This is a genomic window from Streptomyces sp. NPDC057249 (assembly GCF_042669245.1).
Classification (GTDB): domain Bacteria; phylum Actinomycetota; class Actinomycetes; order Streptomycetales; family Streptomycetaceae; genus Streptomyces.
The window spans coordinates 418,225-433,887 of the sequence record NZ_JBHUXS010000003.1 but is presented as its reverse complement, the minus strand read 5'-3'; the positions used below and the strand labels follow the sequence as shown (position 1 = coordinate 433,887).

Below are 15,663 nucleotides of genomic sequence, written 5' to 3'. Positions count from 1 at the left end.
GGCAGCATGGAGTCCATCAGCCGAACGGACGACCGCACGGACCGGAGGGCCCACCATGACCGCCTACGCCATCGCGCACCTGTACCCCGAGGGCCGCCCCAACGCGGAGGTCATCGACTACATCGCGCGCATCCAGTCGACCCTGGACCCGTACGACGGCCGCTTCCTGGTCCACAACGCGCCGGTCGAGGTGATCGAGGGCACCTGGCCCGGCGCGGTGGTCGTCGTCGGGTTCCCCTCCATCGGGGAGGCGCGCGCCTGGTACGCCTCCCCGGCCTACCAGGAGCTGGTGCCGCTGCGGGCCCGGAACATGGCGGGGGACGTGGTGCTCGTGGAGGGGGTCGCACCGGACTACGACCCGGGGGCGACCGCGGCGGCGCTGCGGGCGGAGGCGCCCGCCACCCCGGTGGCGTAACGCCAGGGTTTCCGGAACCTCACCGCTAAGGCGGCGCGGCTGTGAGATTCACCACTTCGGCGGCGGCCCGGACGCGGCCCCGACCCGGCCATTCATGCCCGGAACCGGCCTCGTACAAGGCCGTTGGTCCAGGTCCGGGGCTTCCGGGCGCCCGATCACCATGTGGATGCCACGGGCCGAGGCGCCGGGCCACTGGGAGAATCGATACGCCACGACGGTCCTGTTACGCCGCGCTCGCGAGCGGTACGCGCGATGTTCCGGCGACACCCTCAATGGGGAGGGGGACCTGGCGCCCCTCGGGACGGGGGCGCCCCCGCGTATGAGCCGACCCATGGAAGGTCTTGATCAGATGCCGGTCACCCCTGACTCCGCCACCTCGCACGCCGCCGAGAACCGCATCATCGAGCCGTTGTACGCCGAGGTCCTGCGCCGCAACCAGGGCGAGAAGGAATTCCACCAGGCGGTCCGGGAGGTCCTGGAGACCCTCGGCCCGGTGCTGGCCAAGCGGCCGGAGTTCGTGGACGCCCGGGTCATCGAGCGCATATGCGAGCCGGAGCGCCAGCTCATCTTCCGGGTGCCGTGGTCGGACGACTCGGGCGACATCCACGTCAACCGCGGCTTCCGCGTCGAGTTCTCCAGCCTGCTCGGCCCGTACAAGGGCGGTCTGCGCTTCCACCCGTCCGTCAACCTCGGCATCGTGAAGTTCCTCGGCTTCGAGCAGATCTTCAAGAACGCCCTCACCGGCATGCCCATCGGCGGCGGCAAGGGCGGTGCGGACTTCGACCCGAAGGGCCGCTCCGACGCCGAGATCATGCGGTTCTGCCAGTCCTTCATGACCGAGCTGCACCGCCACGTGGGCGAATACACCGACGTGCCCGCCGGTGACATCGGCGTCGGCGGCCGGGAGATCGGCTACCTCTTCGGCCAGTACAAGCGGATCACCAACCGCCACGAGTCCGGCGTCCTCACCGGCAAGGGCCTCGGCTGGGGCGGCGCCCTGGTCCGCACCGAGGCGACCGGCTACGGCTGCGTCATGTTCACCGCCGAGATGCTGCGCAGCCGGGGCGAGTCCCTGGACGGCCAGCGCATCTCCGTCTCCGGCTCCGGCAACGTCGCGATCTACGCCATCGAGAAGGCCCAGCAGCTCGGCGCGACCGTCGTCACCGCCTCCGACTCCGGCGGCTACGTCGTGGACGACAAGGGCATCGACCTCGACCTGCTCAAGGAGATCAAGGAGCGCGGCCGCGGCCGCATCTCCGAGTACGCCGAGCGGCGCGGCGCGCACGTGAAGTACGTCGAGGGCACCGGCGTCTGGAACGTCCCCGTCGACGTGGCCCTGCCCTGCGCCACCCAGAACGAGCTGCACGAGGCCGACGCGCTCACCCTCGTCCGCAACGGCGTCAAGGCGGTCGCCGAGGGCGCCAACATGCCCACCACCCCGGAGGCCGTCCGCGTCTTCCAGGACGCCGGCGTGGCCTTCGCCCCCGGCAAGGCGGCCAACGCGGGCGGCGTGGCCACCAGCGCCCTGGAGATGCAGCAGAACGCCTCGCGCGACTCCTGGACCTTCGCCCACACCGAGCAGCGTCTCGCGGAGATCATGCGCCACATCCACGACTCCTGCTACACCACCGCCGAGAAGTACGGCAGCCCCGGCAACTACGTCGTCGGCGCCAACATCGCCGGCTTCGAACTGGTCGCCGACGCGATGCTGGCGCAGGGGCTCATCTGACCCCCGGCACGACGCACGGAACGGGCCCGGGGACGCTTCCCCGGGCCCGTTCCCGTATCGCTCAGCCCTCCGCCGGCGCCACGCCCACCGGGCAGGAGACGCCCGTGCCGCCGATGCCGCAGTAGCCGCCCGGGTTCTTGTCCAGGTACTGCTGGTGCGCCGGTTCGGCGGGCCAGAACGGGCGGCCCTCGGCCGGCAGGATCTCCGTGGTGATCTCGCCGTGGCCGGAGGCCGTCAGGACCTTCTGGTACGCCTCGCGGGAGGCCGCGGCGGCCTCCGCCTGCCCGGCGGAGTGGGTGTAGACCGCGGAGCGGTACTGCGTGCCCACGTCGTTGCCCTGGCGGAAGCCCTGGGTCGGGTCGTGGGACTCCCAGAACAGCTTCAGCAGCTCGGCGTAGCTGACCGTCTCCGGGTCGTACACGACGCGGACGGCCTCCGTGTGGCCGGTGAGGCCCGAGCAGACCTCCTCGTACGCGGGGTTCTCCGTGTAGCCGCCCTGGTAGCCGGCGAGCGTCGTCCAGACTCCGTCCGTCTGCCAGAACTTGCGCTCGGCGCCCCAGAAACAGCCCAGCGCGAAGTCCGCGGTCTCCAGGCCCTCCGGGTACGGGCCGAGCAGCGGGTTGCCCAGCACCGTGTGCCGGGACGGGACGGTGAACTCGGGGGCGGAACGGCCGCGCAGGGCCTCCTCCGGGGTGGGGAGCTGAGGGGTGCGGCGGTGCAGGAACATGCGGGGGCTCCTCCTGGGTCGGCGTGCTGTCCGTACAACGTTCCGGGAACCCCGCGGATTCCTCACAAGGGCTCAGCGCGGCAGCGACGCCGGGCTGCCGCCGTTCGCCTCGTACCCCGCGACCGCCAGCGCCCGGTACACCGCGTACTCGGCGGCCGGGTCCTCGCTCGCCGTCCACGGCAGCGCACCCACGTACCCGTCGATGTGCACCAGCTGGTGCACCGCCTCCGACCAGCGCTCCATCCGCACCAGGAACAGCACCAGCAGATGGCGCACGTGCGGCAGCATCGGGTCGTCGGCGCGCGCCGCGTGCACCGCGAACATCGCGCCCTCCACGGCCCGGGTCACCACCCGGCTCTCGTAGAAGCCGCGCACCAGATTGACCTCGGGCAGATGCTCGTACACCGCGAACAGCGGCAGCCCGGCCAGCAGCGAGCCCTGCGGGGCGCGGGCGGCGGCGGCCGTCGCGAAGTGCTCGGCCTCCTCCCGCGAGCCGTGCCACCGCTCGCTCCAGAAGTGCAGCGCCGCGATGTGCGCGCCCATGTGCGCCGGGGCCCGGTCGATGATCTTCGCCCACAGCCGGTCGAACTCCTCGCCGGAATAACCCAGTCCGCGCGCCACCGCCAGCTCCACGATGTACGGGACCGGGTCGCCCGGGGCCAGCAGGGCGGCCTCGCCGATCACCGTACGGGCCTCCTCCAGGATGATCCGGAAGTCGTCCGTGCCCGCCGTGGACGAGCGCCACGCCTGCTGCACCAGGAACTCCGCGTGCACCGCCGCCGCGCCCGCGTCCTTCGGCGCCTCCGCGCGCCACTTGCGCAGCCACGAACCGCCGGCGCCCGGCTGTCGCAGCAGCTCCAGCGAGGCCGCCCCGGCGAACGCCTGTACCCGCTGCCAGCGCAGCTCGCCCTCCTTCGGCGTCCCGGCCAGCAGCTGGGACGCGGCCCGCCACTCCTGCGTGTGCTGCACGACCTCCAGCACGTCCAGCAGGTCCTGGTCCGGCCCCGGCGTCCGGACGTCCAGCTCCTCCTGGCGTACGAAGCCGTAGTCCTGCGGGTCGGCCGCGTCGGGGGAGCCGGGCGCGGCCAGCCGGATTCCGCCACCGCGCCGGCGCAGCACGTACGGGCCGATCACGGCGGTCAGCAGGCACAGCGCGAGCAGGAACCACAGAATCTCCATGCCCCCATTGTCACCGGACGGCTCGGTGGACCGTGAGCGCCCTCGCGACGAACTACGCTCGGCCCCATGAGCGACCAGCACAGCTTCGAAACCCGCGCGATCCACGCGGGGAACACCGCCGACCCCCTCACCGGCGCCGTGGTTCCGCCCATCTACCAGGTGTCCACGTACAAGCAGGACGGCGTGGGCGGACTGCGCGGCGGTTACGAGTACAGCCGCAGCGCCAACCCGACCCGCACCGCCCTGGAGGAGAACCTCGCGGCCCTGGAGGGCGGCCGGCGCGGGCTCGCCTTCGCCTCCGGCCTCGCCGCCGAGGACTGCCTGCTCCGTACGCTGCTGACCCCCGGCGACCACGTGGTCATCCCGAACGACGCCTACGGCGGCACGTTCCGGCTGTTCGCGAAGGTCGCCACGCGCTGGGGCGTGGAGTTCTCCGTCGCCGACACCTCGGACGTGGCGGCGGTCCGCGCGGCGCTCACCCCGCGCACCAAGGCGGTCTGGGTGGAGACCCCGTCCAACCCGCTGCTCGGCATCACCGACATCGCCGCCGTCGCCCAGGTCGCCCGCACCGCCGGGGCCCGCCTCGTCGTGGACAACACCTTCGCCAGCCCGTACCTCCAGCAGCCGCTGGCACTCGGCGCGGACGTCGTGGTGCACTCCACCACCAAGTACATGGGCGGCCACTCGGACGTCGTCGGCGGCGCGCTGATCGTCAACGACCCGGAGCTGGCCGACGAGTTGGTCTTCCACCAGAACGCGATGGGCGGCGTGGCCGGCCCGTTCGACGCCTGGCTGGTGCTGCGCGGCATCAAGACGCTCGCCGTCCGCATGGACCGCCACAGCGAGAACGCCACCAAGGTCGCCGAGCTGCTGACCCGGCACCCCAAGGTCACCCAGGTCCTCTACCCGGGCCTGCCCGAGCACCCGGGCCACGAGGTCGCGGCCAAGCAGATGCGGGCCTTCGGCGGCATGGTGTCCTTCCGCGTCGAGGGCGGCGAGGAGGCGGCGGTGGAGGTCTGCGACCGGGCGAAGCTGTTCACCCTGGGCGAGTCCCTGGGCGGCGTCGAATCGCTGCTCGAACACCCCGGCCGCATGACCCACGCCTCGGCGGCCGGCTCCCCGCTGGAGGTCCCGGCCGACCTGGTCCGCCTCTCCGTGGGCATCGAGAACGCGGACGACCTGCTGGCGGACCTGACGCAGGCGCTGGGCTGAGACGTGCCGGGCGGCGGGACCGGTGCGCCGGTCCCGCCGCCCTCACCAGCTCTCCACCGGCGGCGCCTGTGCCGGAGGCCCCTCCCACGGCCGCGCCGTCAGCGCCCACACCGCGCACACCGCCACCGCAGCGACCAGCACCCAGAGCCGGCGCAGCGTCCGCCGTCGCCGCAGCAGCCGGGCGCCCCGCTCCGCCGCCGACGCCGCCAGCTCGGCGGGCACCTGCGGATGCGGGCCCTCCAGCATCCGGCGCACCTCGTCCTCACGCCGCCCGGTGCCGCTCACGGGGCGGCCCCGAGGAGACGGGCCGGGCCCCGGCGCGCGGTCGGGTTCCTGGTGCCCCGCATGGTGGCCACCGACCGGTTGCAGACCGCGCGCACCCGGTCCTCGGCCAGCCCGAGCAGGGCCGCCGTCTGCTCCTCCGGGACCCCTTCGTAGAGCCGCAGCACCAGGACGAGACGTTCCTGCGGGGTCAGCCGGTCCAGCAGGCCGCCGCGCGGCCGGTGGTGGCGCCACGCCTCGCGGGCGAACCGGGCCGCCAGCTCCTGCCGGGTGCGGTCGTACGGGTCCTCGCCCCGCAGCCGCTCCCAGTCGGCGAACGTCCGGGCCAGCGAGGCCGTGAGCAGCCGCCGCGCCTGCGGGACAGGTCCGTCCGCCGGTTCGGCGGTGAGCAGCGTGGCCGTGTGCAGCAGACGGCCCGCCGCGCCCGCGACGAAGGACTCGAAGTCCTGGGCGCGGCCCCGTCGCGGGCCCGCATGACGCTCTCGCACACGTCAATCCGAGCGCGCCGCGGCCCCCAGGTCAACCCCCCGGACTCCGGCGGGCGTTCAGTTCGCGGGAGCCGTCTGGTGCGCGGCCTGCCGGGCCGCCAGCGCCCCGTTGAACCGGGTGAGCAGCGCGCAGAAGGTGTCCCGCTCCTCCTCGGTCCACCCGTCCGTCACCTGAGACATCAACTCCCGCCGCGAGTCCCGGACCTCGTCCAGCCGGGCCTGGCCGCGCGGCGACAGCTGGAGCACGACCGCCCGGCCGTCCTCCGGGTGCGAGGTCCGCTTCACGAGTCCGGTGTCCACCAGCGGCGCGACCTGCCGGGTCACCGTCGACGAGTCGATGCCCATGCCGGCGGCCAGCGCCTTGACGCCCATCGGCCCTTCCAGGTCCAGCCGGTTCAGCAGCAGATAGGCCGCCCGGTCCATGGAGTTGCGCACCTGGCCCACCCCGCCGAGGCGGGTCTGCTCGGCCCGGCGGGCGAATACGGCCACCTGATGCTGGAGGGTGTCGAGAACGTGGTCGGGACCCGGGTTTTCCGGGGCAGCGCCCCCGGAAGGAGACGAGGCAGTCGTCATGTCCTGAGGGGGCATGGCCGGGGGCTCTCTTCGTGCGGTGTCGGATGGGTGGGGGACAGAGTACGCGGCCCCGGGGCAACGCGTACCAGCGCTGCACAAACCTGCGGACATCGGCGCAGGACGGCCCCGCAAGCGGCGGCCGGGACCGCTGCGAGCTGCAAGACTTGCGGTATGAACTTCCCGTCGCCCGGCAGCATTCCCCCCGTGATCCTCGACGACGTGCGGGGGGCGCAGAAGATGCTCTCCGGGGTCGCCAAGGTCACCCCGCTCGAAGGGAGCCGCCACCTCTCGGGCCTCGTGGGCGCGCCCGTCCTCTTCAAGTGCGAGAACCTCCAGCGCACCGGCTCGTTCAAACTGCGGGGCGCCTACGTACGGATCTCCGGACTCACCCCGGTCGAACGCGCCGCGGGGGTGGTGGCCGCGAGCGCCGGGAACCATGCGCAGGGTGTCGCCCTCGCGTCTGCGCTCCTCGGCGTACGCTCCACGGTCTTCATGCCCGTCGGGGCACCGCTGCCGAAGGTGGCCGCCACCCGCGAGTACGGGGCCCGGGTGCGGCTGCACGGCACCGTGGTGGACGAGACCCTGGCCGCCGCGCAGGAGTACGCGCGCGAGACCGGCGCGGTGTTCATCCACCCCTTCGACCACGCCGACATCATCGCCGGGCAGGGCACGGTCGGCCTGGAGATCCTGGACCAGTGCCCCGAGGTCCGGACGATCGTCGTCGGCATCGGCGGCGGCGGGCTCGCGGCCGGCGTCGCGGTGGCGGTCAAGGCCGTCCGGCCCGACGTGCGCATCGTCGGCGTGCAGGCGGCCGGTGCCGCCTGCTACCCGCCGTCCCTGGCGGCCGACCGCCCCGTCTCCATCGGCATGCTCCAGACCATGGCGGACGGCATCAAGGTCGGACGCCCGGGCGATGTGCCGTTCGCCCTGGTCAGGGACCTGGTGGACGAGGTGCGCACGGTCTCCGAGGACGAGCTGTCCAGCGCCCTGCTGCTCTGCCTGGAACGGGCCAAGATGGTCGTCGAACCCGCGGGGGCGAGCCCGGTCGCCGCGCTCCTCGGCGACCCGAAGGCGTTCCACGGCCCGGTGGTGGCGCTGCTCTCCGGCGGCAACGTGGACCCGCTCCTGATGCAGCGCATCCTCACCCACGGCATGGCGGCGGCCGGCCGCTACCTCAGCCTGCGGCTGCGGCTCACCGACCGGCCCGGCGCCCTGGCCGCGATGCTCGGCGTGCTCTCCGTCGCCGACGCCAACGTCCTGGACGTCAGCCACGCCCGTACCGACCCCCGGCTCGGCCTCACCGAGGCGGAGGTGGAGCTGCACCTGGAGACGAAGGGGCCCGAGCACTGCGACGACGTGAAGGCGGCGCTGCGGGACGCGGGGTATCTGGTGATGGGCTGACACGTATCCCCGCACTTGTGTGTTCATCGGGCATCGCGCCCCCGGCGTCCCTAGGATCTGGACCCTGAGAGGTAGCCATCCGAACGCACTGAGGGAATCCCATATGCCAGGCGCCATCTACGCCGAAGGGCTCGTCAAGACCTTCGGTGACGTCCGAGCACTCGGCGGCGTCGACCTCGACGTGCCGGAAGGGACCGTACTCGGACTCCTCGGCCCCAACGGGGCCGGCAAGACGACCGCCGTCCGGGTCCTGACGACGCTCCTCAGGCCGGACAGCGGCACCGCCTTCGTGGCGGGGATCGACGTCCTGAAGAACCCCAACGAGGTGCGGCGCTCGATCGGGCTCTCCGGTCAGTTCGCCGCCGTCGACGAATACCTGACCGGCCGCGAGAACCTCCGCATGGTCGGCCAGCTCTACCAGATGAGCGGACGCGCGGCGAAGGCCAGGGCGGGCGAACTCCTCGACCGCTTCAACCTGGCCGACGCGGCGGACCGCCCCGCCAAGACGTACTCCGGGGGCATGCGCCGCCGCCTCGACCTGGCGGCGGCGCTCGTCGTGTCGCCGCCGGTCATGTTCATGGACGAGCCGACGACCGGCCTCGACCCGCGCAACCGCCAGCAGCTCTGGGAGGTCATCGAGGAACTGGTCGCCGGCGGCACGACGCTGCTGCTGACCACGCAGTACCTGGAGGAGGCGGATCACCTCGCCCACGACATCTGCGTGATCGACCACGGACGCGTCATCGCGCGCGGCACCTCCGACCAGCTCAAGGCCCGCATCGGCGGCGAACGCGTCGAGGTCGTCGTACACGACCCCGGGCAGATCGAGCGGGCCCGCACCGTCCTCACCCGCCTCGGCAAGGGCGAGACCGCCGTCCTGCCGAACATGCGCAAGCTGACCGTCCCGGTCGACGGCGGCGCCAAGCTCCTCGCCGAGGTCATCCGCGACCTGGACGCCCAGGGCGTGGAGATCGACGACATCGGACTGCGCCGCCCCACCCTGGACGACGTGTTCATCTCGCTCACCGGCCACGCGGCCGAACAGGAGAAGAACGAGGCCCAGGCCCCCGGATCGGAGACGGAGAAATGAGCGCCCTCAGCGAAGCCCGTACGGACGCCCCGCGGCCGGGCGGCGGCATCGGCCAGTCGGTCCGCGACTCGCTGGTCATCGGCAAGCGCAACCTCATCCGCATGACCCGGATTCCCGAGATGATCCTGTTCGGGATCATCCAGCCGGTCATGTTCGTGGTGCTCTTCACGTACGTCTTCGGCGGCTCGATCGCCATCCCGGGCGCGGGTGTCAGCGCCGGCGCCTACAAGGAATTCCTGATGGCCGGCATCTTCGCGCAGACCGTGACCTTCGCCACCGCGGGCGCCGGCGCGGGCATCGCGGAGGACATGCACAAGGGCCTCATCGACCGGTTCCGGTCGCTGCCGATGGCCCGGGGCGCCGTGCTGACCGGGCGGACGCTGGCCGACCTGGTGCAGACCGCCGTCACGCTCGTCGTCCTCGCGGGCGTCGCGCTGCTCGTCGGCTGGCGCACCCACGAGAACATCGGCAAGGTCCTCGCGGGCTTCGCCCTGCTCCTGCTGCTCGGCTACGCGTTCACCTGGATCGGCGCGCTGATCGGCCTCTCCGTCCGCACCCCGGAGGCGGCCACCTCGGGCGGGCTGATCTGGCTCTTCCCGCTGACGTTCATCTCGAACGCCTTCGTGCCGGTCAACGGCATGCCGACGTTCCTCCAGTACGTCGCCGAGTGGAACCCGTTCAGCGCGACGGTGGCGGCGGCCCGCGAACTGTTCGGCAACACGATCGAGGGCGTCCCGAAGTCGGTGACCGGCGCCTGGCCGATGGAGCACCCCGTCTGGGCCTCGCTGATCTGGTCCGTGCTGATCATCGTGGTCTTCCGGACCCTGGCCGTGCGCAAGTACCGCTCGGTCTCCCACTGAGCGGCCCCGGACACGGAGGAGCCCCGGCCGCGCGATGCGGCCGGGGCTCCTCGCCGTGCTCGACCGGTCAGCCGGTGTACGGCTTGGCCGACAGGATCTTCACCGTGGCCGTCTTGCCGTTCGGCAGCTCGTAGTCGGCGTCGTCGCCGGTCTTCTTGCCGTTCACGCCCACGCCGAGCGGCGACTGCGGCGAGTACGTCTCGATGTCCGCGCTCGCGTACTCACGGGAGGCCAGAAGGAAGGTCATGGTGTCGTCCTCGTCGCCGTCGAAGGCGATCGTCACGACCATGCCGGGCTCGACCACACCGTCGTCGGCGGGCGCCTCGCCCACCTTCGCGTGCTCCAGGAGCTGGGTCAGCTGGCGCACCCGGAGCTCCATCTTGCCCTGCTCCTCCTTGGCCGCGTGGTACCCGCCGTTCTCGCGCAGGTCCCCCTCCTCACGGGCCGCCGCGATCTTGACGGCGATCTCCGTGCGCGCGGGACCAGACAGGTACTCCAGCTCGGCCTTGAGCTGGTTGTACGCCTCCTGCGTGAGCCAGGTGACGTTTTCGCTGGTCTGGGTCACAGGGTGCTCCTCGTCGGTACTGGGAATACAAAGCAACGCCCTACCCGCAAGCATGCGCTGCTCCGGGTGGGCGAAACCACGAGCCTAACAATTCGCCGGGAAAAGGGGGAGAAGGTAAAAGGCCCGACCGCGGAAACCGCAGGTCAGGGCCGGTTAAATGCGGTTACGACGGGCGTGCTGCGGTCAACTCGACGCCCCGCCGTCCTCCGTGCAGCCCAGCAGTTCGACGGCGGTGGCCCGGGAGGTCGTCCGCAGAGTCAGGATCTTGTCGATCCGGCCGCTGTCGTCGTCGAAACGGAAGTCCTTGCGGGCGACCTCCGTGCCGTTCTCGCTCAGCGAGCGCAGGGTGCAGTAGCCCTTGTCGTCCCGGCCCTTGCGGACCTCCAGGTGCACCTCGACGCGGTCGTCCGAGGTGACCTTGAACTTGATCATCTCGCCGCTGAGGCCCTTGCCCCCCACGTAGTCGAAGCCGATCCAGCCGACCACGCCCAGCAGCGCGGCGCCGAGCACCGCGCCGATGACCTTGAGCCTGCGGTCCGCGCGCTGGTCCGCGGAGCGGCCGTAGCGGTTCTCGGGAAGCGTCTCGCGCACCGCCGTCATGATCGTTCCTCCCGTGCCGGGGATCGAGGAATTTTCCACCCCCCGGTTCGGTCACTATAGAAGTTGCCCACCCGTCACCCGACCGCCGCCCCGAGATCGGCGTCCCTGCGGGACGGCACCATTGATGACGACCGATGACTGAGGATCGAGTCTTGACTGAGCAGCTTCGACTGATGGCCGTACACGCTCACCCCGACGACGAGTCGAGCAAGGGCGCGGCCACCATGGCCAAGTATGTGTCCGAGGGGGTGGACGTGCTGGTCGTGACCTGCACGGGAGGCGAGCGCGGCTCCATCCTCAACCCGAAACTACAGGGCGACGCGTACATCGAGGAGAACATCCACGAGGTGCGCCGCAAGGAGATGGACGAGGCCCGGGAGATCCTGGGCGTCAAGCAGGAGTGGCTCGGCTTCGTGGACTCGGGCCTGCCCGAGGGCGACCCGCTGCCGCCGCTCCCCGAGGGCTGCTTCGCCCTGGAGGACGAGACCGTCGCGGCCGGCCGCCTCGTCGCGAAGATCCGCGCGTTCCGGCCGCAGGTCATCACCACGTACGACGAGAACGGGGGCTACCCGCACCCCGACCACATCATGACCCACACCATCTCGATGATCGCCTTCGAGGGCGCGGCGGACACCGAGAAGTTCCCCGAGGCGGAGTTCGGCCCCGCCTGGACGCCGCAGAAGCTCTACTACAACCAGGGCTTCAACCGGCAGCGCACGGTCGCCCTGCACGAGGCGCTGCTGGCCCGCGGCATGGAGTCGCCGTACGGGGAGTGGCTGGAGCGCTGGAAGGAGTTCGGCCGCCCCGAGCGCACCCTGACCACGCACGTCCCGTGCGCGGACTTCTTCGAGATCCGCGACAAGGCGCTGATCGCGCACGCCACGCAGATCGACCCGGACGGCGGCTGGTTCCGCGTCCCGATGGACATCCAGCAGGAGGTCTGGCCGACCGAGGAGTACGAGCTGGCGAAGTCTCTGGTCGATACCTCCCTCCCCGAGAGCGACCTCTTCGCGGGCATCCGCGACAATGCCTGATATGTACGCGACTCAGGCACTGACGAACCTCGTCCCGCTCGCCGAGGAACTCGACAAGAACAAGGTGACCCCCGGGGTCCTCGGCTTCATCGTCTTCGCGGCGCTCGCCGTGGGCGTGTGGGCGCTCATGAAGTCGATGAACCGGCACATGGGGCGGGTGAACTTCGACGAGGGGCCGGCGGAGCCGGCGTCGGAGGAGCCGGCCGAGCCGGTGTCCGCGAAGCGGAAGTAGTACGGCGGGGCGCTTCGGCGCGCCCCGCCGGCGGCGTCAGACCCCGACGCCCATGATCTCCCGGGTCCGGCGCGACGGGACCAGGTCCAGGGCCCACGCCTGCCAGCCCGCCTCCAGGTCGGCGCCCCGGTCCAGGACCACCCGGTAGGTGTCCGCGCAGTGGTCCACCTCGGGGTCCCGGGCCGGGTGGCCGGCCGCGCGGAGCTCGGCCAGCTCCTGCTGGGCGACGACCGTGCCCACCTCGGCGCCGCCCGGCGAGGCGTACGGCAGCAGCGTGCAGCGCAGGAAGCGCGCCCAGTCCGCGCCGCGCGCGTCCCCGTACGACTCGAACAGGGCGACCGCCTCGTCGCACAGCCCGAGGGCCTGGGGCGTCCGCTGGTTGCCCGCGTCGATCAGCGCGAGGTCCAGGCAGGCCCACGCCTCGCCGTGGGCGACCCCGATGCGCCGGAAGTCCGCCCGCGCGTCCGCCAGCAGTTGGCGGGCGAACCCGGAATTGCGCAGGTTGCCCGTCTGCGCGGCCCGCTGGTCGCGGGTGACCCGCCCCGAGTGGTGCCGGGCGCACGCGAGGCCGTAGACATCGCGCATCCGCGAGAACATCGTCCGGGCCCGCTCCAGCTGCCGTACGGCCTCCACCGTGTCGCCGTGCTCCTCCAGCGCCTGGCCCAGGTGGTACAGGGTCCACGCCTCGCCGCGCGCGTCCTCGTTGTCGCGGTGGCGGCCCAGGGCCGCGGTCAGCTGCTCGACGGCCGCGCCCGGGTCGCCGGACAGCAGCCGGGCCCGGGCCAGCTGGGTCGTCGCCCACGCCACACCGCGCTCGTCCCGGGTCCGCCCGTACAGATCGAGGGCGGCGCGCAGCGCGGCCTCGGCCCCCTCCGCGTCGCCCAGGCGCAGCCGGACCTGGCCGAGCTGGAACCGGGTCCACGCCTCGCCGTGCAGCGACTCGCCCTCGCGGTGCAGGGCGAGCGCCGTGTCCAGGAGGGCGACCGCTTCGGCCAGGTCGCCCCGGTCGCGTTCCACGGCGGCCAGCGCGTGCAGCGACCAGGCCCGGTCCTCGTCCTGCCCGGCGGCGAGCTGGAGCTCCATCGCCTCGCGGAGCCGGGCCGCCGCCTCGGTCAGGTTGCCCTGGTGGTGCAGCGTGATGCCGAGGGAGCACAGCGCCAGCGCCGTACCGGCGTCGTTCTGCGCCTCCCGGTACAGGCCGACGACGGAGGACAGCGTGGTGCGCGCCTTGTCCAGCTCGCCGAGCTGCCGGGCGGCGATGCCCGTGCGCCACCGCACCGACCGGTCGAGCAGCCCCTGGTCGACCGCCTGGGTCAGCTCGCTTATCTCCCCCAGCCGGTAGAGGTCGCCGCGCAGCAGGCAGTAGTCGCACAGCGCGCCGAGCAGCGCGAGCACCGCGGCCTGGTCGACGCCCTCCGCGTGGCGCAGGGCCGACGTGATGAAGCTCGACTCGTCGTCCAGCCAGCGCAGGGCCGCGTCCAGCGAACCGAAGCCGTGCGAGCCGAACTGTCCGGCCCGGGTCGACATCTTGCCGTCCACCATCCGGATCACCGCACCGGCCAGCTCCGCGTAGTTCGCGATCAGCCGTTCCTGCGCGGCGGCGCGCTCGGCCGGCTCCTCCTCGTCCAGCAGCCGGGCCAGGGCGAAGCCGCGTACCAGGTCGTGCAGCCGGTAGCGGGAGCCGCGCACATGGTCGAGGAGACCGGCCCGGGAGAGCGCCGTCAGCAGCCGGCCGGCCTCCTGCTCGTCGGCGGAGAGCAGCGCCGCTGCCGCCGCCGCGCCCAGGCTCGCCCGGCCGGCCAGCGCGAGGCGCCGCAGCAGCCGCCTGGCCTGCTCGGACTGGTCGGTGTACCGCAGCCACAGGGCGCGCTCGACGGGCGGCACCGGGCCGTACGCGGCGAGGTCGGCCGCCAGCACGTCGGCGGTGCGCGCCCCGAGCGCGGAACCGGCGACGCGCAGGGCCAGTGGCAGCCCGCCGCACAGCTCGGTGATCGCCTCGCTCGACGGATAGTCGTACGGCCCCGGTTCGGCCTCCTGCGACACCCCGCGCAGCAGCTCCTCCGCGCTGCCCGGATCGAGGGCCCCGACCTCCAGCCGGTGCACCCAGGCGGGCAGGGAGTCCGGCAGGTCCAGCGGCTCGCGGGCGGTGACCAGGACCAGGCTGTCGGAGCGCTCCGGGATCAGCGCGGCGACCTGCGCGGCGTCCCGGGCGTCGTCCAGGACGATCGTCACGGCGGTGCCCGTCAGATGCTGGTGGTACAGCTCGCCGAGCCGGCGCACCTGCTGCTCGGCGGACGCGCTGTCCCGGAACAGCAGCTGCTCGCGGGGCGCGCCCAGCCGGTTCAGCAGGTGCAGCAGCGCGTCCCGGGTCGGCAGCGGCGCCTCGCCCTCGGCGTCGCCGCGCAGGTCCACCACGCACGCGCCCTTGAACTGGTCCCGCAACTCGTGCGCCGCCCGGACGGCGAGCGTGGTGCGTCCGGCGCCCGGCGGGCCGTGCAGCACGACGACGGTCGGCTTCGTCTCGGTCGACGCGCGGGCGGCGTGCACCCACTGGCCGATGCGGGCCAGCTCGCCCCGCCGCCCCGCGAACAGCCCGTCGGCCGCCGGGAGATGGCCGAACGACTGCTCCAGGAGCGACCGCATCCGCGCCGCCGCACTGCGGTCCCCACCGCGCAGCGGGGTGCGCGCCTTGGCGGCCGCCTTCTTCGCCGGGGCACGGGTGGTGGCGGCGAGCATCCGCTGCTGGTCGAGGAACGGGCGGATGCCCCGTACGTCGAGGGCGGCCAGCCACTGGAGCCGCAGCTGATCCGGCCGGGCGCCCGCCTGGTCGGCGGGCCGGTGCGAGGCGGTGGCCTTGGCGACCGTGGCGGTGGCCCCCGCCACGGCGACGACCGCCCCCGCGCCGAGCGCCAGACCGGACGCCGTGCCGAGCGCCACGTCGGCGCCGAACGCCGCGGCGGCGGCGACGCCGGTGACCAGTAACGGCGTCGCCATGCTCTCCCGGCTGAAGCGCTGCCCACCCGCCGAGGCGTCGAGCGCCCGCACATACGCCGCGTACTCCTCCGCCGCGCCCTCCGCGATGGTGTCGAAAGCGGCCCGCGCACGGGTCAGCAGCACGGACGCGTCCGTCCGCCCTCCGCTGCGCCGTGCCTCTTCCTCCACGGCCCGCACCAACAGCCGCTCCGCATCGGCCCGGTGGCCGTCCCGCATCCGCATCCGTGTCCCCCTCCGGCTCCGCTGGTAGCGGGGTCCAGTGTCCTTCGTACGGCGCGTCCG

General features: G+C 72.7%; 16 protein-coding genes. 8 read left to right on the top strand and 8 right to left on the bottom strand.

All coding sequences use genetic code 11. From position 1 onward, the window contains the following. The first annotated feature begins 55 nt into the window (after positions 1–55). Together ACFUJY_RS08515 and gdhA are read left to right on the top strand one after the other, a co-directional pair. Positions 56–415 (top strand): DUF1330 domain-containing protein, encoded by a 360-nt coding sequence (locus ACFUJY_RS08515; protein WP_383296386.1) that lies wholly within the window; start codon positions 56–58, stop codon positions 413–415. 349 nt (positions 416–764) lie between these two features. After that, a complete protein-coding gene (gdhA, locus tag ACFUJY_RS08510; RefSeq protein WP_383296383.1) occupies positions 765–2,144 on the top strand; it encodes an NADP-specific glutamate dehydrogenase in 1,380 nt (459 codons plus the stop codon). Positions 2,145–2,205: 61 nt separating this feature from the next. Here the strand turns inward: gdhA and msrA are convergent, their stop codons facing one another. Next, entirely contained in the window at positions 2,206–2,871 is a 666-nt protein-coding gene (msrA, locus tag ACFUJY_RS08505) for a peptide-methionine (S)-S-oxide reductase MsrA (RefSeq protein WP_383296380.1), read from the bottom strand. Positions 2,872–2,943: 72 nt separating this feature from the next. After that, positions 2,944–4,050: a hypothetical protein gene (locus tag ACFUJY_RS08500; RefSeq protein WP_383296378.1), complete on the bottom strand. Its 1,107-nt coding sequence runs from the start codon at positions 4,048–4,050 to the stop codon at positions 2,944–2,946. Between the two features lie 66 nt (positions 4,051–4,116). Between ACFUJY_RS08500 and ACFUJY_RS08495 the strand changes: the two genes are divergently transcribed. Next, a complete protein-coding gene (locus ACFUJY_RS08495; RefSeq protein ID WP_383296376.1) occupies positions 4,117–5,262 on the top strand; it encodes a cystathionine gamma-synthase in 1,146 nt (381 codons plus the stop codon). A gap of 42 nt (positions 5,263–5,304) precedes the next feature. Here ACFUJY_RS08495 and ACFUJY_RS08490 read toward each other — a convergent pair whose 3' ends face one another. Genes ACFUJY_RS08490 through ACFUJY_RS08480 form a run of 3 tightly spaced genes read right to left on the bottom strand, consistent with a single transcriptional unit; the run spans position 5,305 to position 6,620 of the window. Further along, on the bottom strand, positions 5,305–5,547 hold the full coding sequence (locus ACFUJY_RS08490) for a hypothetical protein (RefSeq protein ID WP_383296373.1): 243 nt from the start codon (positions 5,545–5,547) through the stop codon (positions 5,305–5,307). Then, positions 5,544–6,032 carry a sigma factor-like helix-turn-helix DNA-binding protein gene (locus tag ACFUJY_RS08485; protein WP_383296370.1) on the bottom strand — a complete coding sequence of 163 codons (489 nt, stop codon included), beginning with the start codon at positions 6,030–6,032 and terminating at the stop codon, positions 5,544–5,546. The genes ACFUJY_RS08490 and ACFUJY_RS08485 overlap by 4 nt, the downstream gene beginning before the upstream one ends. Before the next feature lie 57 nt (positions 6,033–6,089). Next, entirely contained in the window at positions 6,090–6,620 is a 531-nt protein-coding gene (locus ACFUJY_RS08480; protein WP_383296367.1) for a MarR family winged helix-turn-helix transcriptional regulator, read from the bottom strand. Positions 6,621–6,776: 156 nt separating this feature from the next. Here ACFUJY_RS08480 and ilvA point away from each other — a divergent pair, with 156 nt between their 5' ends. From ilvA to ACFUJY_RS08465, 3 genes are all read left to right on the top strand, one after another. Then, positions 6,777–8,006, top strand: coding sequence for a threonine ammonia-lyase (gene ilvA / locus ACFUJY_RS08475; protein WP_383296364.1), 1,230 nt, complete (start codon positions 6,777–6,779; stop codon positions 8,004–8,006). Between the two features lie 103 nt (positions 8,007–8,109). Beyond that, the gene (locus ACFUJY_RS08470; protein ID WP_383296362.1) at positions 8,110–9,096 is read left to right on the top strand and encodes an ATP-binding cassette domain-containing protein; all 987 of its coding nucleotides are present in this window, start codon (positions 8,110–8,112) and stop codon (positions 9,094–9,096) included. Continuing rightward, positions 9,093–9,956 (top strand): ABC transporter permease, encoded by an 864-nt coding sequence (locus tag ACFUJY_RS08465; protein ID WP_383296359.1) that lies wholly within the window; start codon positions 9,093–9,095, stop codon positions 9,954–9,956. The genes ACFUJY_RS08470 and ACFUJY_RS08465 overlap by 4 nt, the downstream gene beginning before the upstream one ends. Positions 9,957–10,023: 67 nt before the next feature. Here the strand turns inward: ACFUJY_RS08465 and greA are convergent, their stop codons facing one another. Then, complete coding sequence (gene greA, locus ACFUJY_RS08460; protein ID WP_365678197.1) at positions 10,024–10,521, bottom strand: transcription elongation factor GreA; 498 nt, start codon at positions 10,519–10,521, stop codon at positions 10,024–10,026. Between the two features lie 183 nt (positions 10,522–10,704). Next, complete coding sequence (locus tag ACFUJY_RS08455) at positions 10,705–11,121, bottom strand: DUF4307 domain-containing protein (protein ID WP_383296355.1); 417 nt, start codon at positions 11,119–11,121, stop codon at positions 10,705–10,707. Between the two features lie 152 nt (positions 11,122–11,273). Between ACFUJY_RS08455 and mca the strand changes: the two genes are divergently transcribed. After that, the gene (gene mca / locus ACFUJY_RS08450; protein ID WP_383296352.1) at positions 11,274–12,155 is read left to right on the top strand and encodes a mycothiol conjugate amidase Mca; all 882 of its coding nucleotides are present in this window, start codon (positions 11,274–11,276) and stop codon (positions 12,153–12,155) included. Between the two features lies 1 nt (position 12,156). After that, on the top strand, positions 12,157–12,387 hold the full coding sequence (locus tag ACFUJY_RS08445; RefSeq protein ID WP_383296351.1) for a hypothetical protein: 231 nt from the start codon (positions 12,157–12,159) through the stop codon (positions 12,385–12,387). Between the two features lie 36 nt (positions 12,388–12,423). On the opposite strand, the gene ACFUJY_RS08440 is transcribed toward ACFUJY_RS08445, so the two are convergent. Then, entirely contained in the window at positions 12,424–15,603 is a 3,180-nt protein-coding gene (locus tag ACFUJY_RS08440; RefSeq protein ID WP_383296348.1) for a tetratricopeptide repeat protein, read from the bottom strand. Positions 15,604–15,663 lie beyond the last annotated feature (60 nt).